24 protein-coding genes are annotated in these 24346 nt (G+C 33.6%); 15 read left to right on the top strand and 9 right to left on the bottom strand.

Annotated elements, in window-relative coordinates:
• Nucleotides 1-44 precede the first annotated feature (44 nt).
• A complete protein-coding gene (locus tag DFQ06_RS04545) occupies nt 45-887 on the top strand; it encodes an aminotransferase class IV (RefSeq protein ID WP_042498810.1) in 843 nt (280 codons plus the stop codon).
• Here DFQ06_RS04545 and DFQ06_RS04540 read toward each other — a convergent pair.
• The 5 genes from DFQ06_RS04540 to DFQ06_RS04520 all read right to left on the bottom strand — a co-directional run bounded on the left by DFQ06_RS04540 (nt 884) and on the right by DFQ06_RS04520 (nt 5547).
• Nucleotides 884-1444 (bottom strand): YqgE/AlgH family protein, encoded by a 561-nt coding sequence (locus DFQ06_RS04540; RefSeq protein ID WP_042505527.1) that lies wholly within the window; start codon nt 1442-1444, stop codon nt 884-886. The two genes, DFQ06_RS04545 and DFQ06_RS04540, sit on opposite strands and share 4 nt — an antisense overlap.
• Before the next feature lie 122 nt (nt 1445-1566).
• Nucleotides 1567-1839 carry an HU family DNA-binding protein gene (locus tag DFQ06_RS04535; RefSeq protein WP_042498520.1) on the bottom strand — a complete coding sequence of 91 codons (273 nt, stop codon included), beginning with the start codon at nt 1837-1839 and terminating at the stop codon, nt 1567-1569.
• A gap of 187 nt (nt 1840-2026) precedes the next feature.
• Nucleotides 2027-2974, bottom strand: coding sequence for a methionyl-tRNA formyltransferase (fmt, locus tag DFQ06_RS04530; protein WP_042505524.1), 948 nt, complete (start codon nt 2972-2974; stop codon nt 2027-2029).
• Nucleotides 2975-3093: 119 nt separating this feature from the next.
• A complete protein-coding gene (locus DFQ06_RS04525) occupies nt 3094-4998 on the bottom strand; it encodes a RecQ family ATP-dependent DNA helicase (RefSeq protein ID WP_133966242.1) in 1905 nt (634 codons plus the stop codon).
• Between the two features lie 9 nt (nt 4999-5007).
• The gene (locus DFQ06_RS04520; protein WP_133966240.1) at nt 5008-5547 is read right to left on the bottom strand and encodes an AAA family ATPase; all 540 of its coding nucleotides are present in this window, start codon (nt 5545-5547) and stop codon (nt 5008-5010) included.
• A gap of 90 nt (nt 5548-5637) precedes the next feature.
• On the opposite strand from DFQ06_RS04520, the gene DFQ06_RS04515 reads away from it, so the two are divergent.
• The 9 genes from DFQ06_RS04515 to DFQ06_RS04475 all read left to right on the top strand — a co-directional run bounded on the left by DFQ06_RS04515 (nt 5638) and on the right by DFQ06_RS04475 (nt 13975).
• The gene (locus DFQ06_RS04515; protein WP_042498528.1) at nt 5638-5931 is read left to right on the top strand and encodes a DUF493 family protein; all 294 of its coding nucleotides are present in this window, start codon (nt 5638-5640) and stop codon (nt 5929-5931) included.
• A gap of 156 nt (nt 5932-6087) precedes the next feature.
• The gene (locus tag DFQ06_RS04510; RefSeq protein WP_133966238.1) at nt 6088-7272 is read left to right on the top strand and encodes a vWA domain-containing protein; all 1185 of its coding nucleotides are present in this window, start codon (nt 6088-6090) and stop codon (nt 7270-7272) included.
• A 94-nt stretch (nt 7273-7366) separates the two neighbouring features.
• Nucleotides 7367-8020 carry a DUF4290 domain-containing protein gene (locus DFQ06_RS04505; RefSeq protein WP_133966236.1) on the top strand — a complete coding sequence of 218 codons (654 nt, stop codon included), beginning with the start codon at nt 7367-7369 and terminating at the stop codon, nt 8018-8020.
• A 9-nt stretch (nt 8021-8029) separates the two neighbouring features.
• Complete coding sequence (murA, locus tag DFQ06_RS04500; RefSeq protein ID WP_042505516.1) at nt 8030-9340, top strand: UDP-N-acetylglucosamine 1-carboxyvinyltransferase; 1311 nt, start codon at nt 8030-8032, stop codon at nt 9338-9340.
• Between the two features lie 70 nt (nt 9341-9410).
• The gene (locus DFQ06_RS04495; RefSeq protein ID WP_133966234.1) at nt 9411-10502 is read left to right on the top strand and encodes a DUF695 domain-containing protein; all 1092 of its coding nucleotides are present in this window, start codon (nt 9411-9413) and stop codon (nt 10500-10502) included.
• Nucleotides 10503-10513: 11 nt separating this feature from the next.
• The gene (locus DFQ06_RS04490) at nt 10514-11626 is read left to right on the top strand and encodes a DUF2891 domain-containing protein (protein WP_042505509.1); all 1113 of its coding nucleotides are present in this window, start codon (nt 10514-10516) and stop codon (nt 11624-11626) included.
• A gap of 30 nt (nt 11627-11656) precedes the next feature.
• A complete protein-coding gene (gene pxpA / locus DFQ06_RS04485) occupies nt 11657-12397 on the top strand; it encodes a 5-oxoprolinase subunit PxpA (protein ID WP_074935361.1) in 741 nt (246 codons plus the stop codon).
• Nucleotides 12398-12402: 5 nt separating this feature from the next.
• Entirely contained in the window at nt 12403-13134 is a 732-nt protein-coding gene (pxpB, locus tag DFQ06_RS04480) for a 5-oxoprolinase subunit PxpB (protein WP_133966232.1), read from the top strand.
• Nucleotides 13127-13975, top strand: a complete 849-nt coding sequence (locus DFQ06_RS04475) for a 5-oxoprolinase subunit C family protein (RefSeq protein WP_133966230.1) — start codon at nt 13127-13129, stop codon at nt 13973-13975. Before pxpB ends, DFQ06_RS04475 begins: the two co-directional genes overlap by 8 nt.
• Nucleotides 13976-13983: 8 nt before the next feature.
• Here DFQ06_RS04475 and deoC read toward each other — a convergent pair whose 3' ends face one another.
• Together deoC and clpB are read right to left on the bottom strand one after the other, a co-directional pair.
• Nucleotides 13984-14640, bottom strand: a complete 657-nt coding sequence (deoC, locus tag DFQ06_RS04470; RefSeq protein ID WP_042505502.1) for a deoxyribose-phosphate aldolase — start codon at nt 14638-14640, stop codon at nt 13984-13986.
• Nucleotides 14641-15077: 437 nt separating this feature from the next.
• Nucleotides 15078-17684: an ATP-dependent chaperone ClpB gene (gene clpB, locus DFQ06_RS04465; RefSeq protein WP_042505500.1), complete on the bottom strand. Its 2607-nt coding sequence runs from the start codon at nt 17682-17684 to the stop codon at nt 15078-15080.
• Nucleotides 17685-18060: 376 nt separating this feature from the next.
• Here clpB and ytxJ point away from each other — a divergent pair, with 376 nt between their 5' ends.
• A complete protein-coding gene (gene ytxJ, locus DFQ06_RS04460) occupies nt 18061-18450 on the top strand; it encodes a bacillithiol system redox-active protein YtxJ (protein ID WP_042498545.1) in 390 nt (129 codons plus the stop codon).
• 194 nt (nt 18451-18644) lie between these two features.
• Nucleotides 18645-19172, top strand: a complete 528-nt coding sequence (locus DFQ06_RS04455) for a DUF5004 domain-containing protein (RefSeq protein ID WP_133966228.1) — start codon at nt 18645-18647, stop codon at nt 19170-19172.
• A gap of 75 nt (nt 19173-19247) precedes the next feature.
• Here the strand turns inward: DFQ06_RS04455 and DFQ06_RS04450 are convergent, their stop codons facing one another.
• Together DFQ06_RS04450 and fahA are read right to left on the bottom strand one after the other, a co-directional pair.
• Entirely contained in the window at nt 19248-20426 is a 1179-nt protein-coding gene (locus DFQ06_RS04450) for a hypothetical protein (protein WP_133966227.1), read from the bottom strand.
• A gap of 108 nt (nt 20427-20534) precedes the next feature.
• Nucleotides 20535-21827: a fumarylacetoacetase gene (gene fahA / locus DFQ06_RS04445; RefSeq protein ID WP_133966226.1), complete on the bottom strand. Its 1293-nt coding sequence runs from the start codon at nt 21825-21827 to the stop codon at nt 20535-20537.
• Between the two features lie 201 nt (nt 21828-22028).
• Here fahA and glyA point away from each other — a divergent pair, with 201 nt between their 5' ends.
• The 3 genes from glyA (at nt 22029) to DFQ06_RS04435 (ending at nt 24303) form a co-directional block, all read left to right on the top strand.
• Complete coding sequence (gene glyA / locus DFQ06_RS04440) at nt 22029-23300, top strand: serine hydroxymethyltransferase (protein WP_042505495.1); 1272 nt, start codon at nt 22029-22031, stop codon at nt 23298-23300.
• A 314-nt stretch (nt 23301-23614) separates the two neighbouring features.
• On the top strand, nt 23615-23776 hold the full coding sequence (locus tag DFQ06_RS19365; RefSeq protein WP_159140035.1) for a hypothetical protein: 162 nt from the start codon (nt 23615-23617) through the stop codon (nt 23774-23776).
• A 128-nt stretch (nt 23777-23904) separates the two neighbouring features.
• Nucleotides 23905-24303: a hypothetical protein gene (locus tag DFQ06_RS04435; protein ID WP_042498557.1), complete on the top strand. Its 399-nt coding sequence runs from the start codon at nt 23905-23907 to the stop codon at nt 24301-24303.
• The last annotated feature ends 43 nt before the right edge of the window (nt 24304-24346 follow it).

Raw genomic sequence — 24346 nt, 5'->3', positions numbered from 1 at the left:
TATATTTGTCCCGTTTTTACACTTAATGAAAACGGGATTTTTTTATGGTAAATTTTAACGAAAATATTTTAGAAGATAATACATTGTTATCTATTAATAATAGAGGTTTTGCATATGGTGATGCCTTATTTGAAACAATTAAAGCTTCTTATGGTAAATTGTTGTTTTGGGAAGACCATTATTTTAGACTTATGGCGTCTATGCGAATTATGCGCATGGAGATTCCTATGAATTTTACCATGGAATATTTAGAAGAGCAAATACTAAAGACCTTAACGGAAAACAATTTATCAAACGCGTCTTCTAGAGTGAAATTAACTGTTTTTAGAAATGAAGGTGGCTTATATTTACCCGAAACTAATGATATTAGTTTTCTAATTGCTGTAAAACCTGTCGATACCGATTTTTATATCGTGCAAGACACCTTCTACGAGGTCGATTTATTTAAAGATTACTACGTGTCTCCAAGTTTGTTATCAAGCTTAAAAACTAACAACAAGGCTTTAAACGTAGTTGGTAGTATCTACGCTAAAGAAAATAAGTTAGACAATTGTTTAGTTTTAAATACCGATAAGCAGGTTATTGAAGCTTTAAACGGAAATGTATTTGTTGTAAAAGGCAATACTATAAAAACGCCACCAATAGAAAACGGTTGTTTAAAAGGTGTAATGCGTAAGCAAATTATAGAAACAATAGAGAGTTTACCAGAATATGAACTGGTAGAGGAAGCAATTTCTCCTTTTGAGCTTCAAAAGGCAGACGAAATCTTTATTACCAATGTTATTGTTGGTATACAAGCGGTGAGTAAATACAGAAAAAAGACTTTTAAATCAGAAGTATCTAAACTTCTAATTCAAAAATTAAATATTAAAATTAGAGTGAGTTAATTATAACTCGGATTTTCTGGAGCATTAGACCAAATACTATATTCTCCTCCAAATTCTAACATTTTTTCTTTCCAGAAAGATTTGTAGCTTTTTTCAATAACATCTTTTTTATAGATGTTTTCGGTAACCACCCAGGAATTAGCTTTAAGTTCATCGGATAATTGGTTAGTATCCCATCCAGAATAGCCTAAAAAGAACTTTATGTCGTTTTCATTAATGGTTTTATTAGCGATAAGTTCTGCTACTTCATTAAAATCACCACCCCAATAAATACCTAAAGATATTTCAATACTATTGGGTATAAGTTCTGGTATTTTATGAATAAAGTAAAGATTATCTTGCTCAACAGGGCCGCCGTTGTAAACTTTAAACGACGCATCAAGTTCTGGTATTAAGTCGTTTATAGTATATTCTAAAGGCTTATTTAAAATAAAACCAATAGAACCTTCATTAGTATGATCGGCTAGTAAAACAATAGAGCGATTAAATGAAACGTCTCCAATAATAGCTGGTTCTGCTATTAATAAATCACCTTTTTTTGGTTGTGTAGTCACCATATTTTCAGGAATTAGTAATTAAATCTAATATTAATTTATTAAAAAAGCAAGTCTTTAATGTATATATACAAAAAAAGCCTTCAAAATTTGAAGGCTTTTCTGAATATTTATGAAGCAAATAATTAGTTTACTGCATTAGATAAATCTGCACCAGCTTTAAACTTTACAACGTTTTTTGCTTTAATTTGGATAGTATCACCTGTTTGAGGGTTTCTTCCTTCTCTTGCAGCTCTTTTAGAAACTGACCAAGAACCAAAACCTACTAAAGAAACTCTGTTACCTTTTTGTAAAGCTCCTTCGATTTCAATAATTGCACATTCTAAAGCTTTTTTAGCAGCAGCCTTAGTAATTCCTGCGTGTTCTGCCATAGCATCGATTAAATCTGTCTTGTTCATAATATAAAATTTAATTATTAATAAATTGGTTAAACATTTTGTTATATCCTATACAAATTTATACGGATTACTCAATAACACAAGTAATAGCAAGGGAAATTCGTGGTTTTGTTAATAACTTATCGCATTTGTTAATAAAGAGCCGTTGATTTAACGTTTTTTTAATAACATCAGCAGGAATAAGGCTTTACAGCATTTTTGCATCGCTTTCAAATTGATAGCCATTTAAAAGTGATTTTACATCCATAGTGCGCTTACCAGGAAGCTTAATATCATCTATAATAAGGTAACCTTTACTCACAGCGACTTTTAACTCTTTTTTGGTAGAAACAATACTTCCTATGGTATCTTTATGCTCAATAATTTCTTTTTTCGCACTATAAATCTTAATGTCTAGGTCATCATCACCATTAATTAAGGTGCACCATGCTGCTGGGTATGGGCTTAATCCTCGTATTTTATTATGGATATCATCAATAGAAGTATTCCAATCTATTTTACAATTATCCTTATTTAGTTTATAAGCTGTTTTTATATCGGCTGTTTCTTGTTGCGGAACCGTAGTTACAGAGCCTTCCTTTATAAGATTGACTGTTTTTAAAACCAAATCACTTCCTAAGTGCATTAATTTGTCGTGTAAACTTCCTGCGTGTTCTTCCGGTTCAATTGTTATTTCTTCTTGAAGAATCATAGCGCCAGTATCAATTTTCTCATCAATAAAAAAAGTTGAAACACCTGTTTTTGTTTCTCCATTTATAATAGCCCAATTAATAGGAGCCGCTCCACGATAGTTAGGTAATAAAGAAGCATGTAAATTAAAGGTGCCATATTCAGGCATTTGCCAAACGGCTTTTGGTAACATTCTAAATGCTACTACAATTTGTAAATTAGCATTTAGTGCTTTTAATTCTTCCAAAAAGTCTTCACTCTTTAAATTGGTAGGTTGTAAAATATTTAACCCAACCGATTTTGCATAAACTTTTACAGCACTTTCGTTTAATTTACGGCCACGTCCTGCAGGTTTATCTGGAGCAGTAATTACCCCAACTATGTTTTGTTTGTTTTCTACTAATGTTTTTAAAATGGTAACGGCAAAATCTGGCGTTCCCATAAATACTATTTTTAAATCTTTCATTTTAATCTTATTTTCCTAACATGTTAGTCTGTGCTTATACATGTTTAATATTTTATTTTTTATACCCTATGTATTAGGTGTAGCTGAAGTTTCTATTTGAGTTTAATAATTAAGCTGAATTATAAATGGCTCAATTTATACGTATTCTTAGCTGTAATCGTTATTATTTGATGTTCTAAAAGTAATTTTAAAACCTGTTTTATGTGTTCTTCGGAAGTGTTTAATAAAGCTGAAATTTGTCTAGAAGATTGATCTCCATTTTCTAAAAGCCCGATAACTTGCTTTTTTATAGTTTTGATATCATTTGATGTGACCCTAACTTTTTTTTGAGTACAAACGGAACAAATACCACAAGGACTAATTTCTGTTTCTCCAAAATAGGCGAGGAGTTGCATGCTTTTACAAGTCGATTCGTTTTCAACATAATCTAGCATTGCTTTTACTTGCTGTTGCTTTAAATTATTTTGTTGCTCTATTGTTTTCGCTATTCTGTTAATAGTCTTGTTGTCTTCTCGCGGCTGAATAAAAGTAACTTCGGCATCTGTTGCAGATAGTTTTAAGGTAATAATACCATCATGTTCTAGCTGCTTTAAAGCGTTCACTATTTTAACTTCGCTTATCGCCGATTTTTCGGTTATTTTGGCCAATGCAATTTTGGTGACTTGCTCAAAAACACCGCCATACATACGTAAAATAGATTTTACAATAATACTGTACTCCGTATGTGTATCTAAATAGTTAAACAATGCCGCATTAGAAATTATGAACTGCACGGTAACCTTGTTTTTAAATTGTTTAGAAAGCGTAATAATACTATTTCTATCTAAAATCAATAAAGCACTGTAGCATGAACTCGGACTAAACTTGTAGGTTTTACAAAAGGTGTTAAAATCGAACTCAAAAGTTAAATATTCACCTTCACCGTAAGGCACCTGAAAATAATTGCATAGTTTTCTGTAAACTTGCTTTACAAAATCGACACTAGCAAGTGATCCTAAAAACTGTTTTTTAATACTAGCTTCGTCACTTTTGTTTTTCAAAATTACTGCAAAAGCCTTATCCCCATTTCGGCCAACCCGTCCGGCTTCTTGAAAGTAACTTTCTATACTTTCTGGTAGGCTAATATGTACCACGGTTTTTACATCTGGTTTATCAATCCCCATTCCAAAGGCATTTGTAGCTACCATAACCTGTTTTCGGTTATTAATCCAGGCATCCATGTTTTTATCCTTTTCACTATTGTGTAAACCACCGTGATAAAAGGTAGCTGTTATGTTTTTAGACTCTAAAAAAGCACTAAGTTCAATAGTTAGTTTTCTATTTCTAACATAAATAATGGAAGACTGCTTATATTTTTTTAATATCGTCTGTATTCTGTAATACTTATCATTTTCATTGTAAACTAAATAAGCCAAATTGGGTCTTAAAAAAGACTGCTTAAATATTTTAGGATTAATAAAATCCAGTTGTTTTACAATATCATCAATTACCTCAGGTTTTGCCGATGCTGTTAGTGCAATAGCGTTTACCGTTGGTTGTAGTTGTCTTAAAAGTGCAATGTTATTGTAAGCAGGTCTAAAGTCGCTACCCCATTGCGAAATACAATGTGCCTCATCTATGGCAATTAAATTCACATTCATTAACCTAATGCGGTCTTGAACCAATTCTTGCTGCAATCGCTCGGGAGATAAGTATAGAAATTTGTAATTACCGTAAACACAATTATCTAAAAGTGTGTCTAATTCTTTATATGAAATTCCACTTGTAAGTGCCATCGCTTTAATCCCCTTGTTGTTTAAGGACTGTACTTGGTCTTTCATTAAAGCAATAAGTGGCGATACCACAATGCATATCCCTTTTTTTACCAGAGCAGGAATTTGGAAACATAACGATTTTCCACCACCAGTTGGTAAAAGCGCAAAAGTATCCTCACCAGCCAAAACAGAATTTATAATGGCCTCTTGGTTTGGTCGGAACTCGGTGAATTTCCAATAACGTTCTAGTATATTAATAGGGTGTTCCATTCTGGACGCTTACATCTTTAATTTGTTTAAAATAAAATTGGTTCTATTCTCAACAGTATCAAAAGGTACATCTATTAAGTTATATTCGTAGTTTTCATAGGTTTTTACTAAGTGATCGTGAATTTCTAAGGCTTGATCAAAAGTCTCGTAGCGTTCATTATCGCTGGTGTAAATAGCTTCCCAAGGTTTTAATATAAAAACGGTGTGGTATTTAGATTTGTTACAAGTTTCAATGAAGTTTTCTGGACATTCATCGCCAATAAAATCCATGTAAGCTAGTACATCGGGCAAACCACGATCGAAAAATACGATTTCATTTTTAAATAATTCGGCATCAACAAATTGTTTTTGTCGGCCCTTTAGAAGGAGTTCGCTAAACATGAGCGGGTTGGTTAAAAAGAGCTGATCGATACCTTCTTTTTTGGCATCTAAAATTACTTGTCGCGAAATTTCTTCTAAGCAAGTGTGGCCTCTTTTTATTAATTCGTTAATTAAAGTTGATTTTCCAGTTCCTGGACCGCCCGTAATAACAATCTTTTTAGTGTTCAATGCTGCTTTATTTTTGTGTAAAAATCGGAATTTATAATCTATAAAAAAAATGGAAACTAAACTGTATATTTGCAGCCAAATAAATATGTAATGAGCACACCTCCAAATTCAGAAGAATTTTACGATAAATTAAAAGAACAATTATACGATACAGACGTTTGGCCTGCAGAATACTTATATAAATTCATTGTGCTTTCAAACAAAGAAAAAATTGAAAAAATTGAGACTATTTTCGATGGGTTAGGAGCTGTTATCAAAACAAAAGAATCTAAAAACGGAAAATACACAAGTGTTTCTATTGATGTTTTTATGGAAAAACCTGAGGCTGTTATAGAGAAATACAAAGAGGTATCTTCTAAAGTAGAAGGCGTAATTAGTCTTTAATACTTGTAGGTGTTTGTTTTCCGTGAAAACGGGAGCATTATTTTTTTTGTTACAAAATTTAAGGAAATTGCTATAAGCAGTATAGAATTGAAACTTTATTTTTTATTCTGAAGCAACCTTTTGTATAATTTTGCATCTTGAAATAAAATATTTGAGATGAAAAAAATTGCTTTAGTTTTATGTTCTGTTTTTGTTTTATTCAGTTGTGAAAATGGTGATAGTGCCATCGATGGAAGTTCTGAACTCGATTCATCGTCATCTTCGAGCTCAAAAGGTTCAGGAGATTCTGGTAATGGTGGTAATGGTGAAAGTGCCGGCCAAATCACGGCTGGTGAATGGAACGATTTAACTCAATGGGATTTCTGGAGCGATTTATTAAATTCTCAAGATTATACTACATTTCAAGCAAATTGGAGTTTCAATACATCAAAACGTATTGCATTTCAAGTTTTAGATAAAAACACCTCGCAACCTTTAAATAATGTATCGCTTTCTCTTTTTAAAGATGGCGAAATTATCAGTGAAGCTAAAACAGATAATTTAGGTGAAGCTAATTTATTTATAGATTTGTTTGATAGCGGAAAAACGAGTTCTTCAGTAAATCTTGACGATTACGATGTTCAAATTAATGGAGAAGTAATAAGTCAAGGGGTTTCTCTTTTTAATGAAGGTGTAAATGTTTTTAATATTGAAAATACTACAGCAACTGCCGATAGAATAGAAGTGGCTTTTATTGTTGATGCTACAGGCTCAATGGGCGACGAGCTAGAGTTTTTAAAGAGTGATTTAAAAGATGTTATTGGTCGGGCACAAGAGGATAATGCCAATTCTACAATTTTAACATCTACGGTGTTTTATAGAGATCAGGGCGATGATTATGTCACAAAACGATCAGATTTTACAACGAGTATTTCTTCTACTGTAGATTTCATTAGCAAGCAAAGCGCAGATGGTGGAGGCGATTTTGAAGAGGCCGTGGAGGAAGCTTTAGATGAAGCAATAAACGATTTGCAATGGGGTACAAATTCTAAAACACGAATTGCTTTTTTACTTTTAGATGCGCCACCACACCAAACCGATGACGTAAATTTAAGTATTAAGAAATCGTTAATTAAAGCGGCCAAAAATGGTGTGAAATTGATTCCGGTAACGGCAAGTGGTATCGATAAATCTACCGAGTTTTTAATGCGTTATTTTGCTATTGCAACCAACGGAACCTATGTGTTTATTACAAACGATAGCGGAATTGGCAACGACCATATAGAGCCAACTGTTGGAGAATATGAGGTTGAATTTCTAAATAATTTGCTCGTTAGGTTAATAAATAAGTACGCGCAATAATTGATTTGGTAATAATAATCGTGCTATTCAATTTTTTTTGTATTTTGCGCAAGCATAACAACTACATGCAACAATATAAATTCTACACATTATTTTGATAGACGATTTAGAATACAACACAGAGCGTGAGCATTTAATCATTCCAGAGTACGGAAGACATATGCAGAAAATGATTAATTACGCTAAAACAAGAGAAACAAAAGAAGAACGTAATAAATTAGCAAACGGCATTATTGCTGTAATGGGTAATATGCAACCGCATTTACGCGATGTTCCAGATTTTAAACACAAACTTTGGGATCAGCTTTTTATTATGTCTAATTTTCAATTAGATGCAGATTCTCCTTATGAAATTCCTACTAAAGAAATTTACGAAGAGCGTCCTGAGCCTTTAAAATACCCACAAAACTTCCCGAAATATCGTTTCTACGGAAATAATATTAAAACCATGATCGATGTGGCAAACACATGGGAAGATGGTGAATTAAAAGAAGCGTTGCTTTATACCATTGCAAATCACATGAAAAAGTGTTTTTTAAACTGGAATAAAGATACCGTTGAAGATGCCATAATTTATGGACATTTGTTCGAGTTATCTGAAGGGAAAATAGATCTTCGAAATTCTGAAGAAGATTTATCAGATTCTACTAGTTTATTGAGGACTAAATCGAAATTCGCCAATAATAACAACAAAAAAGGCGGTCAGAAAAAGAGCAATAATAACAATCGCCAAAGAAAACGCTACTAATTTTTACGCATGGGAACATTTAAAATTGAAGGTGGACACCAATTAAAAGGTAGTATCCAACCTCAAGGAGCAAAAAACGAAGCTTTACAAATTCTATGTGCCGTTCTACTTACTCCAGAATTGGTTACAATAAATAATATTCCGGACATTATAGATGTTAATAAGCTAATAAACTTATTAATAAAGCTAGGTGTTAAGGTTGAAAAAATAAGCAAAGGAAGTTATACTTTTCAAGCAGACGAAGTAGATTTAGATTATCTAGAGTCTGATGCTTTTAAAGTGGATGGCCGTGGCTTACGAGGGTCTATAATGATTGTAGGGCCTTTATTAGCTCGTTTTGGTAAAGGATATATTCCAAAACCAGGAGGAGATAAAATTGGTCGCCGTAGACTAGATACGCATTTTGAAGGTTTAATTAATTTAGGTGCTAAATTTAAATACAGCAAAGAAGATCAGTTTTACGGCGTAGAAGCCGAGTATTTAACTGGAACTTATATGTTGCTTGAAGAAGCATCGGTTACTGGAACGGCAAATATTGTAATGGCTGCTGTTTTGGCTCGAGGAATAACTACAATTTACAATGCAGCTTGCGAACCTTATTTGCAGCAACTTTGTAAAATGCTAAATAGAATGGGGGCTAAAATTAGTGGTGTTGGTTCTAATATGCTTATTATCGAGGGAGTTGAGACTTTGGGTGGTACGGAACACCGTATGCTTCCTGATATGATTGAAATAGGAAGTTGGATTGGTCTTGCGGCTATGACGAAAAGTGAGCTTACTATTTCAAACGTAAGCTGGAACGATTTAGGCGTAATACCTAGTGTTTTTAGAAAATTAGGAATCACCGTTGAAAAGCAAGGAGATGATATTCATATTCCTGCACATACTAACGGTTACGAAATTCAAAGTTATATAGATGGTTCTATTTTAACCATCTCCGATGCGCCTTGGCCTGGTTTTACTCCAGATTTATTGAGTATCATTCTAGTTGTAGCTACACAAGCTAGAGGTAGTGTTTTAATACATCAAAAAATGTTCGAAAGTCGTTTATTCTTCGTGGATAAATTGATTGATATGGGAGCAAAAATTATTTTATGCGATCCGCATAGAGCTACTGTTATTGGTCATGATTTTAAATCGACTTTAAAAGCAACAACCATGACGTCTCCAGATATTCGTGCGGGTGTATCCTTACTTATTGCAGCACTTTCTGCAAAAGGAACATCGACTATACAGAATATAGAGCAAATAGATCGTGGTTACGAAAATATCGATGAGCGTTTACGCGCTATTGGTGCCAAAATAGAACGTGTAGAGTAATCTCACGTTCTTCTTTTTTTTATTTTCAATTGTTATATTTGTTTAAAACGAAATCACCTAATGGTGCGGTATGAGTTTTTTTAATAAGTTACTAAAGAAAGATATGCCTGTAAAATCTTATTCAGATTTTTGGAAGTGGTTTGTTAAAAAAGAAAAATCATTTTTTAAAGCGATTAGTGAGGAAGGTGATGTTAATGTTTTGTTTTTTAATGATTTATCTTTAAAATTAGATGAATTAAAAGAAGGGTTTTGGTTTCTTGCAGGAATGTGTGATACTGACACAGCAGAACTTATTTTAACGGCCGATGGTGATTTAAGAAACATTGCTTTTGTTGAAGATTTGGTAAACGAAGCTCCAGAAATTAAAGGCTGGAAAATTACAGCTTTAAAACCGGAATCTGGTTTCGATGACTCGAACATCCAAATAGGTGAGTTGGAGTTTAGTAAAAATACACTTCATTTTTATTCTAACGATTTAGGAGATTATCCTGACGAAATTGATATCACCATAACTCATAATGGTTTAACTGAAGAGCAACGTGTAGATTTCACCAATGGGGTTTATCTATTTTTAGATAATGCTTTGGGCGAGTTAAATGCGGTTTCTATTATCGATAATCTAAATGTTGTAAATACCGCTGATGCTCAAGCAGATTTAGTGCCTATAGAGAAATTAAAAGATTTTCTAATTTGGCGAGAAAAGGAATTCATTGAAAAATATGATGGATTGCGGCATTCTACGGATAAAGATCGTTATGCGGCGTTAGAGGCTACTATGGAGTCTGGTTTATCGCTTTTAGCGGTTGTTAATACCGATTTGCTACAATGGGATAGCAAAGCATCGCATCCATGGGTTGCAGTGCTCGAAATGGAGTATCAAGGTATTGTAGATAATGGTATGCCAGATGAAGGTACTTATAATCTTTTAAGTGTTATTGAAGATGAAGTTTTAGCGCAGCTTAAAGATTTTGATGGCTATCTTAATATTGGTAGACAAACAGCTGATAGTATGCGCGAGGTATATTTTGCATGTACCGATTTTAGAAAACCTTCTAAAGTTTTTTATGAGATTGAAACAAAATACTCAGATAGATTAAAAGTTACTTTTGATATTTACAAGGATAAATATTGGCAGTCTTTTGATAGATTCTTACCTCGATAAATAGCTTCTATATGAAACCACATGTTATTATTCTTTTTCTATTATTTATTACAGCTTGCAAACAATCAGAAAATAAACAGGAGATTGTTTCTGATCATGATGTGGTTCAAGTTATAAGTCAAGATGTTCCAAAACTAGATTTAGAGCAGGCAAATAAATTGGCTGCTTTACCGCTTCATTGTATAAATGCTGAATACCCAAATAAGTTATCTCAAACCTTAGGAAGTGGAGAAGATTTAAAAAATCCTGCAACATTACATCCTGCTTTTTATGGTTGTTTCGATTGGCATTCTGCTGTACATGGACATTGGAGTTTGGTGAGTTTACTTAAAACGAATCCTGATATAAAAAACCGTAATGATTTAAAGAATAGGTTATTGCTTAATTTGTCTAAAGAAAACATTGAAGGTGAGGTTGCTTATTTTTTAGGTAAACATAATGCGTCTTTCGAGCGAACTTACGGTTGGGCTTGGTTGTTAAAGTTGGCGGAAGAGCTTCATACTTGGGACGATGATACTGCAAGAGTTTTAGAAGAAAATCTTCAGCCTCTAACAAATTTAATTGTTGAAAAATATACCGTTTATCTTCCAAAATTAAATTACCCAACGCGAGTTGGAACACATGGGAATACAGCTTTCGGAATGTCTTTTGCTTACGATTATGCTGTTGCGGTAAATGATGAAGCATTTAAGAAAGCGATTGAAGCTCGTGCAAAGTATTTCTTTTTGAATGATGAAAATTGCCCGATGTCTTGGGAGCCTGGCGGTTCAGATTTTTTATCGCCTTGCTTAGAAGAGGCTGCTTTAATGAAGCGATTGTTACCTGTTGAAACTTATAAAACATGGCTAAATGATTTTCTTCCGCAACTGAAATCTAGAAGCTTTTCCTTAGAAACGGGTAAGGTTTCTGATAGAAACGATGGGCATTTAGTACACTTAGATGGTTTAAATTTTTCTAGAGCGTGGAGTTTAAATAAAATAGTAGAAGGTTTGCCAGAATATGTACATTTAAAGCCTGTGGCTATACAACACTTAAACCATTCTTTACCTAGTATTTTTGGTGATAGCTACGAAGGTGGACATTGGTTAGGCTCTTTCGCTATTTACGCCTTAAATTCTTTCTAATAATTAATTTAAATTCGCTAACTTGGTTTGGTGGAAATTAAAGCTATAGATATTAATGTTGATGTAGGCGAGGGGATTGGCAACGAAAGTTTGCTTATGCCGCATATATCCTCATGCAATATTGCTTGTGGTGGGCATGCCGGAACTTTAGAGATTATGCGAGATGTTACACGTTTAGCTAAGCAGCATTGTGTTAAAATTGGCGCACATCCATCATTTCCTGATAAAGAAAACTTCGGAAGAGTGATTATGGACATGTCCTGCGTTGCGCTTTACGCTTCCATTAAACATCAAATTAGAGATTTGCTTTCTGTTTTAAAATCTGAAAACGCAAGACTTCATCATATAAAACCACATGGCGCGCTTTACAATTTAGCGGCTACCGATGTTAAAACAGCAAACGTTATTATCGAGGTTATAAAATCACTTATGTTGCCTATTAAACTTTATGTGCCTTATAAGTCTGTTATTGCAAATTTAGCTTTAGAGAATAATATTAAAATAGTTTACGAGGCTTTTGCTGATCGAAATTATAACAACAATTTAAGCTTAGTTTCTAGGCAAGAACAAGAAGCTTTAATTCATGAAAAAGACGACTTGTTTAACCATGTTTTTAAGATGGTTTCTGAACAAAAAGTTAAAACGATTCAAGGTTGTGATATCGATATTTTAGCTGATACATTTTGTCTTCACGGCGACCAACCAAATGTTGTAAATTTAATTGAATATTTAAAAGGTAAATTGGAGCTTAATCAAATCAAAATTATTTAGTTTAAATGGCTTTTAAACTTTGTTATAAATCCTTAGGTTTACATGCCGTTTTAGTAGAGTGGCCGGCTGAAATTAGAGAAGATGTTCTTCAGGATGTCTTAATTCTGAAGACTAAAATCGAAAATTATCATGTTAAAGAAATTATTCAGGTAAATTCCTCATATAGCTCATTATTAGTTTTTTATGAAAACATAAATATTTCTTTAGAGGAGCGAATTGCTATTATAGATAAAATCTATTCAAGTAAAAATAATGCTATTTATGTGGCTTCTCAATTGTGGAAGATTCCTGTATGTTATGATGAGGCTTTTGGTCTCGATTTGGATGCTGTTTCAATTGAAAAAAAGGTATCTAAAAATGATATTATTAAACAACATTGTGGCGTTATTTACACCGTTTACTTTATAGGTTTTTTACCTGGTTTTTTATACTTGGGTGGTTTAGATAAATTACTCCAAATGCCGCGTAAATCTACTCCAAGATTACAGGTTGCAAAAGGAGCTGTTGCTATAGGCGGAAATCAAACAGGAATTTACCCAAATGAGAGTCCTGGTGGTTGGAATATTATCGGTAATTCTCCTCTTAATTTTTTCGATGTTTCTAAAGAAAAACCATGTTTTGCGAAAGCCGGAGATCGCGTTCAATTTTATTCAGTTTCATTAAAAACGTATAACAATATTAAAACTTTAGTAGAGGCGGGAGTATATCAATTAGAAAGCGAAGAAGTAAATGATTAAGGTTTTAAGAGCAGGTTTTTATTCCACCATTCAAGATTTTGGTCGCTACGGTTATCAGGAATTTGGTGTGCCATTTTCAGGCGTTATGGATCGAAAAGCGGCAGCTTTTGCAAATAGCTTAGTTGGTAATTATGAAGATGAAGCGGTTTTAGAAATGACGATGTTAGGTGCTAGTCTTCAATTTTCTGTAAATACACATATTGCATTTTCTGGCGCACAAATGGACGCTAAGTTAAATGATGTTGAAATAACGAACAATGGTTCGATTGCTATAAAACCTGGAGATATATTAAATTTCGGAAAACTTAAATGGGGTTTTAGGTGTTATTTAGCTGTTTTAGGTGGTTTTAAAACCGAAACAGTCATGAAGAGTAAAAGTATGTGTTCGAACATTACAAAAGCAAGCAGGTTGCTTAAAAATGACGAATTAGCTATTAATGCCTCATCTCTGGAGAATCAAAATAGATATTCTAGAATTCGATACGATGAATCCTATATAAATTCATCGAATTTGGAAGTTTATGTAGGTCCAGAATTTGAAAACCTAACTGATGCTCAGCAAAAGAAATTGTTGTCTATACGTTTTACTATTTCAAATAATAACAGCAGAATGGGATATCAGCTAAATGAAAATTTTCAAAATAATTTAGAAGCGATTATTACCGGACCAGTTATTCCTGGAACAGTTCAACTTACACCTTCAGGAAAGCTTATTGTTTTAATGCGCGATTGCCAAACTACTGGTGGTTATCCACGAGTGCTTCAGTTAAGTGAAACTGCGATAAATAGCTTGTCACAGAAATATACCGGACAAGCCATTTCATTTAAATTGAGTAAATAAAACTTGTTTTATGCTAGTTTTAAAAGCGCTTTTCTAAGTTTTAAGTTTGGAGAGGCTCCAATACGACTTACACCAATATCTATAAATTTTTGAGACATTTCTAAATTAGTAATACCTCCCGAAGCTTTAATTTTTATGGTATCTCTAACTGTTTTTTTAATAATTTTTACCGCAGTAAATGTGGCGCCACCTTTAGAAAAACCGGTAGAAGTGGTTATAAAATCGGCATTAGCATCCGAACAAATTTGAGATGCTTTTACAATTTCGTTTTTATTTAATTCTGAAATTTCAATAATAACCTTTAGTGGTATGTTCGAAATTGCTGTTTTTACAGCGCTAATATCTTTCATTACCGATACGTAGTTTTTACTTTTCAATAAACCAAGGTTGATAACCATATCGATTTCGCTAGCACCTTCTTTAATGGCGTTGGTTGCTTCAAAAATTTTAGTTGCTGTTGAAGCGCTTCCTGCAGGAAAACCAACCGTAGAACATATTTTAACGTCCGTGCCTATAAGTAGCTCTGTTGCTAGTGCTACATAGCAGCTGTTTATGCAAATGCTATTGAGGTTGCTTTTTCTTGCTTCTTGGCAGAGTGCTATTATTTCTGCTTCTGTTGTTGTGGGAGATAATAGGGTATAGTCTATGTATTCCGAAATAATCATTGTTAGGGAGTTTTAGGTTAAGCTATATTTTTTTATGAGGGGGCAGAATTAGTCTTCATTAGTTTTAAATAATGAAAGTTTAGGGTAATTCTTCTGTAAAGTTAGAAACTAACCGAGTGTTGTTTGGGTAAAATTTAATTTTTTAGACGAACGGTAACTTAATTCCTACTTTCATAGAAAAATTAAGAAAAACATGGTGTTTGTAATATAATTTATCTATGGCAAGGCTTATTTATAAAAGACTCGCGGTAAAATGAACTGTTTTTATGTGTTTCTAAAAGATGTTTTTAGTTTGAAAGGTAATTCGTAAAAATAGTATCAGAATTTTATCTTTAATTGGCGTTTTACATTATTCCGCTAATAAAAAAAAGCAACACATCCCTCATTTCGAGTTCTGTGTTGCTTCAAATTAACAATTAAATTCTAGTATCAAAAACTTAGATTTCTTCGCTAACCAAGTGATTTTCATTTCTAAAAACCAACTCGTCATTAAAGGCATCGAGTAAAATAATACTATCTGTTGTTACGGTTCCTGCTAAAATTTCTTTACTCAGGGCGTTTAAAACTTCTTTCTGTATTACCCGTTTTACGGGTCTTGCTCCGTATTCTGGGTTATAGCCTTTGTTGGCTAAATAGCTTACAGCTTCTGGCGTAGCATCGAAAGTAATACCTTGTTTTGCTATCATTTTGGTGATACTTTTTATTTGTAAACCAACAATAGATACAATGTTTTCTTTGCTTAAAGGCGTAAACATCACGGTATCGTCAATACGATTTAAAAACTCAGGTCTTACGGTTTGTTTCAATAAAGCAAGTACATCTACTTTTGCAGCTTCAATAGCTGAGTCGATATCCTTTGTAGCTTCAAAACGATCTTGAATTATTTGACTTCCCATATTAGAGGTCATAATTATTATCGTGTTTTTAAAATCTGCTGTTCTACCTTTGTTATCTGTTAAATGACCTTCATCTAAAACTTGCAATAAGATGTTAAATGTATCTGGATGCGCTTTTTCAATTTCATCTAAAAGCACTACAGAATAGGGTTTACGTCTCACGGCTTCAGTTAATTGCCCACCTTCATCATAACCAACGTATCCTGGAGGTGCTCCAACTAAACGGCTTACAGCATGACGCTCTTGGTATTCACTCATGTCTATACGGGTCATTGCACTTTCATCATCAAACAAATATTCAGCTAAGGCTTTTGCTAATTCCGTTTTACCAACTCCGGTGGTTCCTAAAAATAGGAAGGTTCCAATTGGTTTTTGCGGATTTTGTAATCCGGCACGACTACGGCGTACAGCATCACTAACAGCTTCTATAGCTTCTTCTTGGCCAACCACACGTTTGTGTAGCTCATCTTCTAGTCTTAAGAGTTTTTCGCGTTCACTTTGTAGCATTTTCGTAACAGGAATACCTGTCCATTTAGCAACTACTTCAGCGATATCATCGTAAGTCACTTCTTCTTTAATAAGAGATGTTTCCGATTTTTCATCCAATTGCTTTTGGAAAATCTCTAGCTGTTCTTGGGCTTCTTTTATTTTCCCGTAACGCAATTCTGCAACCTTACCATAATCACCTTCGCGTTCTGCTTTTTCTGCATCTAACTTATAGTTTTCAATGGCTTGCTTCGTGTTTTGAATATTGTCTACAACTTCTTTTTCACTTTTCCATTTTGCGTTAAGCTCATTTCTAGTTTCCTTGATATTAGCCAAGTCTGAACGTAGAGATTTTAACTTCGTTTCGTCTTTTTCGCGTTTAATAGCTTCAATCTCAATTTCAAGTTGCATGATTTTACGATCTAAAACATCTAGTTCTTCGGGTTTAGAGTTTATTTCCATGCGTAGCTTAGAGGCGGCTTCATCCATTAAATCGATGGCTTTATCTGGTAGAAAACGATTGGTAATATATCGTGTTGAAAGTTCTACAGCTCCAATAATAGCTTCATCTTTAATACGTACTTTATGGTGTGTTTCATATTTTTCTTTTATACCACGAAGTATTGAAATGGCACTTTCTGTATCTGGCTCGTTAACCATAACTTTTTGGAAACGACGCTCTAGAGCTTTATCTTTTTCGAAATATTTTTGATACTCATCTAAAGTGGTTGCTCCAATAGCTCGCAATTCGCCACGTGCTAAAGCAGGTTTTAAAATGTTTGCTGCATCCATCGCACCTTGTCCGCCACCTGCACCAACTAGTGTGTGTATTTCGTCAATAAACAAAACAATGTCTCCGTCGCTAGTAGTAACTTCTTTAATAACGGCTTTTAGACGCTCTTCAAACTCACCTTTGTATTTAGCTCCTGCAATAAGTGCTCCCATATCTAGAGCAAAAATTTGTTTGTTTTTCAGGTTTTCTGGAATATCTCCATCTACAATACGGTGTGCTAAACCTTCGGCAATAGCAGTTTTACCTGTACCAGGTTCTCCAATTAAAATTGGGTTGTTTTTGGTTCTACGTGATAAGATTTGTAAAATTCTACGAATTTCTTCATCGCGACCAATAACCGGATCTAATTTACCATCTTTAGCTAACTGGTTTAAATTTTTAGCGTATTTGTTTAACGAATTGTATGTGTCTTCTTGGCTTTGTGAGGTTACATTTTCGCCTTGGCGTAACTCATCAATTGCAGCTTGTAGTCCTTTTTCGGTTACACCTTGGTCTTTTAGCATTTGCGCTATTTTGCTCTTTGATTTAAAAACAGCTAGAATAAGGTGTTCGATAGAAACGTAATCGTCTTTTTGTTTTTTCGCAATTATAGAGGCTTCATTTAAGCTTTTTCCTGCTTCGCGAGATAACATAAGTTCGCTACCTGATACTTTTGGGAAGCTTTCTATTTGTTTGTCTAGAGCTTGTTTTAGTATCGGGATATTTACGTTTAATTTCTTTAAGATAAACGGTAGCACGTTTTCATCGACTTCAAAAATGCCTTTAAAAATATGTTCGTTTTCTATTTGCTGTTGGCCAAAACCTTGCGCAATTTGTTGTGCTTGTTGTATGGCCTCTTGCGATTTAATAGTATAATCGTTTAGGTTCATAATTAATATGTTTTATGATTTCCGTTTAACGGGAAATCTTGTTGTTTTTTTATTTCGGAATGTATATTTCAAATTCCCTACCAAGTTGATTTGCAAGACAAAATGGCGGTTGTGTTGTAGTTTTAAATGACTTTTTGTCGGTTTGTAAGGTTTTAGTTTAGCTGTCGACTTATTTCTGGTAAGTTTTGTTTTTGAGTATTATAAAAGTACTTAAATTTGAACCAAATACTCGAAAAAGTTTCGGGTTTAACATTAATTTGGCGGACAATTGCGTTAGGGATAGAACGGCTTGTTTGAGCTCCCCGACGGTAGGAGGTAGCGAGTAGTGAAAGCCCGACCCTTGTGGTAACGCCCAAAGAAGTATAATAATAAAAACATGGGATTATTTAATAAAATTTTTGGTGATTCGGGAGAAGCAAAAGAAGAAAAGGTATTGCCTTGGATTCCGTTGAATGCTATGCAGCAATTGGATTTAATAAAGGAAAAATCGAGTACTAAAACTCAAATGATCTTTAAACATTCTACGCGTTGTGGAATTAGTAGAATGGTGATGAGCCAGTTTGTAGATGCTTATGATTTTACTGAGAAGGATGCAGATTTGTATTTTCTAGATTTACTGAATTTTAGAGAAATATCTAATGAGGTGGGGTATAAATTTCAGGTTATGCACCAGTCTCCACAGCTTTTGGTAATTAAAAATGGTGTAGCTGTTGCACATGAAAGCCATGGTGCGATTAATGAAATGGATTTAAGTAAGTTTATTTAATAACTTACTTGTTTTGATAAAGTGTAGAATGCTCGATAAATGTATCGGGCATTTTTTTGTTTCCATAATTTTGAGTTTATTAGTTTGATATGCAGTTTAATAGGTCTTTTTGTAAGGTTTTTTGTGTAAAAAACGAATAATTCTAACGCAACCTTTGAATAGATTTATCATCTTGAAAATAAAAATAATTAATTATGAAGAAAAGTATTTTATTAATGAAGAGTTTAATGGTGTTTAGTTTACTATTTGTTAGTTGTAACGACGACGACAGTGATGGTGTAACTTGTACCGATAGTTTAACGGGGGAATTAACCGATGTAGAAATGAGTTTTAGTGGTACTTGGGTATTAACTGCTGTTGTTGCTGAAGATGAAATTGATTTAACCGATGACGGTGAAGATAATGCTAGTACAGATTTGTTTGTGCAATATGATGACTGTGAGAAAGATATTGTTTACGGTTTTGAGGACGATAGAGCTTACTCTTTTGTTGCAGGTGGTACTAGTGATTGTGATAATGAGCAAACTACTATTGGTACTTGGAAACTAAATGAAACTTATGGTTTAACGGTAGTATCTAGTTGTTTTAGCCAAACGAGCCAACTTGAGGTAAATGATGATTTTACTGAATTTACCTCTGAAGGAAACATTAATTATATTGATGTAAATGGTGAAACTATAACTAGTAAAACAACATTTACTTATACAAAAACAGCGATGTAATACTATTTTTACTGTATTTAATTTGAAGTTTTATTGAAAAAGAAAGTCCTCTAAAATTTAGAGGACTTTTTGATTTTATTCGGGATTGTAAGTGGTTATAATATTTTTGAGTTGTAGTTTGAGATCTTCTCCGGTGTCGAATATCATTTGTTCGTTTATAGGGAACGGTACTTTACGAGATCTTATAAGTTGTAAGTCTTCGGTGGTTAAGGCACGTTTATCTCCACGATAAGTTGCGTAGATGTTTTGGAAGTTAAAACCACTATCTACAGGAAAAGATTGTAAAACCTGATTTGTTTTCATGTCTTTATAAATCACGTTTCCTAGAATTTGAGACGATTTTTGTTGGCTTAGCTCATATAGCTTAGCTTTAACTTTTATAATATTATCTACTTTAATATCGTTACCTAAACTATCTTTTTTTACGTTTCCTTTTTTATCTAAAACATATTTTTTACCATCGATTATGGTTTGCTCTCTTAGAATTTGACGTTCTTTTACATGTTCTGGAGAGATGATAATTTGTTTTAACTGTAATTGCATGGCTAAATCGTATACTCTAGCTCGCTCTGGTGATGCGTGGTATACAGTCCAAAATTGGTTTAGGCCATAAGTGTCGAAATTTAGTAAATCGCTTTCCAAATCTCTAGGTATGGCTTGTTTTGTTTGGTTTGCAATAGTTACGATAACGTATTTTGTACCGCGTGCATGAGCTTCTTGTATAAGTTCGCGAGTATCTTCGTAATTAGGGTTTATAGATTCTATGTAGCTATAAATTTGGTGCGCATCTCTAATTTGTTCTTTGTTATCGCTTTCTAGTAAGTCGAGACCTTTTTCATATAAGTAATTAGAGGTTTTGTTTCTGTAGCTCGAAATTTGAGAGCTATAGTCGCTAAATTCAAATTTAGCTTCTTTTCCGTTAATGTATAATGGAAGCACAGGCTTTATGGCCTCTTGTCGTGTATTTAGATTTTTGTAAACATTAAAAATATTTTCAAATAGCTCTGGGTTATTATCTCTTTCTAAATGTTTAATGGTGTTTAAATCTTTTTCGACCACTTTGTAATAAGCATCACGAAGCATTACAATGTAATCTTGTTTTCGTTTTTTATCCTTATTGGTTTCAAGTTTTTTTAATGCCTCTGTAATGGCTTGATTGTAGTTGCCTGTATTTATGGCTTTTTCGAGTTGTTTGCGTCCACCGCAGGATATTAAAAATGAAATGGATAACAATAATAGTAGTAATCTTTTCATAAGTATAGGTTTTATGTTATTTGGAGGTAATTTCAATTTTGATGCCAAACAAAAACAAACCCTCAAGTTTTTAGTTTGAGGGTTTTTAAGTGTTTGATTTTTATAGAGTTATTTGGATTTTTTTGGTTCGAATACAGGAAGTAATTGTGTAGATACTTCTCCAAAACCAATACGAGTACCATCTTTTTCACAATAACCACGCATAATAACGGTGTCGTTATCATTTATAAATTTACGTTCGGTACCATCTTTCATTTTTAAAGGTTTTTCACCTTTCCATGTTAACTCTAGCATAGAGCCATAAGAATCTGGTGTTTGTCCAGAAATGGTTCCGCTACCCATCATATCGCCAGAGTTTACTGGGCAACCATTTACGGTATGGTGCGCTAGTTGCTGAGACATGTTCCAGTACATATACTTAAAGTTAGATTGACTTACAGTAGTTTCTTTAGCGCCTTTTGGCTGTATGGCGACTTCTAAATTAATATCGTAACTTTTTTTGCCTTTGTATTTAAGGTAATCCAATTGTTTTTTAATTGGTTTAGGTCCTTCTACACGGTAAGGTTCTAGAGCATCTAGCGTTACAATCCAAGGTGAAATAGACGATGCAAAGTTTTTAGCTAAAAACGGCCCTAGTGGCACGTATTCCCATTTTTGAATGTCGCGTGCGCTCCAATCATTAAAAAGTACAAGTCCGAATATATATTCTTCTGCTTCGTTAACTGGTATTGGTTCTCCTAAATCGTTAGCATCGGTTGTAATAAAAGCCATCTCTAACTCAAAATCTATTAACTGGCTTGGTCCAAAAACAGGTTCGGTTGCTCCATTTGGTAAAGTTTGACCTTTAGGGCGGTGCACCGGAATTCCAGATGGAATAATAGACGAACTACGCCCGTGGTAACCTACCGGAATATGCAACCAGTTAGGTAACAACGCGTTTTCTGGATCTCTAAATAATGTACCAACATTAGTAGCGTGTTCTTTACTTGAGTAAAAATCGGTATAATCACCAATTTGAACAGGAAGTTGCATTTCAATTTCGTCTAAACGAAAAAGAACAACCTCTTTATGTTGCATGTTGCTTTTTAAGGCATCATTTTCTGCATCAAAAATTTCTGCAATTCTATCTCGAACCAAACGCCATGTTTTACGGCCATCTGCAATAAAATCGTTTAAGGTATCTTGAAGAAAAATATCGTCGGTTAACGGGATGCCATCAAAATAGCCTAATTGGTGTAAAGCACCTAAGTCTATAGCAGTATCACCAATACGGGTACCAATGGTTATAATATCATCTCGGGTTAAAAAAACACCAAAAGGAATGTTTTGTATCGGGAAATCGGAGTTTTTATCGACGTGTAGCCACGACTTTCTATCTGGGTTGTTCGCTGTTAATGGCATATTCTGTTTTGTTTTCGGGTTGTTGTATTCTTATCAAACGTACATAATTTTTTTGTTTTACAACGAAAAATTACTTTAAAAATGAATTTTCTTTAACCGTTAATAAATTGGTTAAAAAGTTAAATGTAAAAAACGAAATTTTCATCAATTTAAGTAATCTATTTGTTATTTTTGCGGAATATTAAAAATCAAACTCATAATATGCAACGCGACGAACAAATTTTTGAACTTATTGAAGCCGAAAAAGAACGCCAATTACACGGTATAGAACTTATTGCATCGGAGAATTTTGTAAGCAACCAAGTTATGGAAGCTGCAGGCTCTGTGTTAACTAATAAATACGCCGAAGGTTACCCTGGTAAACGTTATTATGGCGGATGTGAAGTAGTTGATGAAGTTGAACAAATAGCTATCGATAGAGCAAAAGCTTTGTTTGGTGCAGTATATGTAAACGTACAACCTCACTCAGGAAGTCAGGCTAATACAGCTGTTTACCATGCATGTTTAAACCCTGGTGATAAAATTTTAGGATTCGATTTATCTCATGGTGGGCATTTAACTCACGGTTCTCCAGTAAACTTTTCTGGTAAACTTTACAACCCAGTATTTTATGGTGTAGAGCAAGAAACAGGAGTTTTAAACTATGATAAAATTCAAGAAATTGCTACTAAAGAGCAACCAAAATTGATTATTGCAGGCGCGTCAGCTTATTCTCGTGATATTGATTTTGAGCGTTTTAGAGTGATTGCTGATAGCGTTGGTGCTATTTTAATGGCCGATATCTCTCATCCTGCAGGTTTAATTGCTAAAGGTATTTTAAACGATCCATTACCTCACTGCCATATTGTTACTACAACAACACATAAAACATTACGTGGACCAAGAGGTGGTATGATTATGATGGGGAAAGATTTTGAAAACCCTTTCGGAATTAAACTTAAAAACGGAAACTTACGTAAAATGTCGTCTTTATTAGATTCAGCTGTTTTCCCAGGAAATCAAGGTGGACCATTAGAGCATATTATTGCTGCTAAAGCAATTGCTTTTGGTGAGGCTTTAACCGATGAGTTTTTACAATACCAATTACAAGTTAAGAAAAATGCTGCTGCTATGGCAAAAGCATTAGTTGCTAAAGATTATAACATTATTTCTGGTGGAACTGATAACCACTGTATGTTAATAGATTTACGTAACAAAAACTTATCTGGTAAAGATGCTGAGCAAGCCTTGGTAAAAGCAGATATTACTGTAAATAAAAACATGGTACCTTTTGATGATAAATCTCCATTTGTAACTTCTGGAATCCGTTTAGGTGTTTCTGCTGTAACAACTCGTGGTTTAAATGATACGGATATGGTTGCTATTGTAGAGCTTGTTGACGAGGTTATTAATAACTTTGAAGATGATGCCGCTTTAGAAGCAGTAAAAGCAAAAGTAAATGCTATGATGCAAGATAAACCTTTGTTTGTATAAGTATTATTAAAATATAATTTATGAAAGAATCCTGCTTTTTAAGCAGGATTTTTTTTATTTGAAATCTACTTCTTGTTATAATGATTTCAAATAAAAAGTACTTTTCACAAATGATAAAATATAAGGCGGATTAATATTTTAGTTGAATTTTAACAAATTAATTGGACTGTAATTATGTTATTATTCTTAATATGCTCATTCAAACTTTAAAGTTGGCTATTATTTTGAGACAGGTTTTTTTATTCGTGATGGTTTCTACGTTCGTATTTAGCGTGGGGTGTAGTGGTAAAAAGACTGTAAAACCTGAGGTAATCTTGGTGAAGACTAATCTTTCGGATGCGAATTCAAAAGGTTGTTTTGGACAAAACAAAAATTTAGATACAGTAATAGATCAAAATGATAATACACTTAAACGTTATTTTGGTTCTATGGTTCCAGCACCATCACGGTCGAGTTTATTTGTAAAACGAGAGTAAATAGGCTAGGTTTCAGCACTAAAAGTACTCCGTCGAATAGTTTATAAAGACGGTGTTGTAAATATAACTATAGAAATAATCTATATTAAAAAATGTTATAAAAGTTTAAAATTATTACCTTTGTTTAAGTGAATAAATTATTTTCCATAGCGTTATCTTTAAATATCCTGATTCAAAGTTTTGGGATATGCGTTACGGATATTGCCCAAATCGATGAGTTTATCGAGCATGCGCAATATCATAGCGAGCAGTATGGGGATAATGTTTTAGTGTTTATCTCTAAGCACTATGGGGAGCAAAAGGCAGATCACGACAAGGACCATCAAGAGGAACAGGAGGAGCACGAGCAATTACCGTTTCATCACCAGTCTCACGTGTCTTCTGTACTTGCTTTTGTGTTAAATACGCACAAAGCAGAATTTAAAGCAGTTGAATTTTTAGAATCTAATACGCATAAATTTTATTATCAAGCACCTTCTTCTTCACTTCATTTGGAAGGGCTTTTTCAGCCACCAAGGCTATCATAAGTAATCAGGGACTTTTTTAATTTTTTTTATTCCTTAATCAGGT

The sequence above is a fragment of the Algibacter lectus genome (assembly GCF_004368925.1).
Classification (GTDB): Bacteria; Bacteroidota; Bacteroidia; order Flavobacteriales; family Flavobacteriaceae; genus Algibacter; species Algibacter lectus.
Note: the sequence above shows the minus strand (reverse complement) of the source record. Positions and strands in the feature narration are given on the sequence as shown.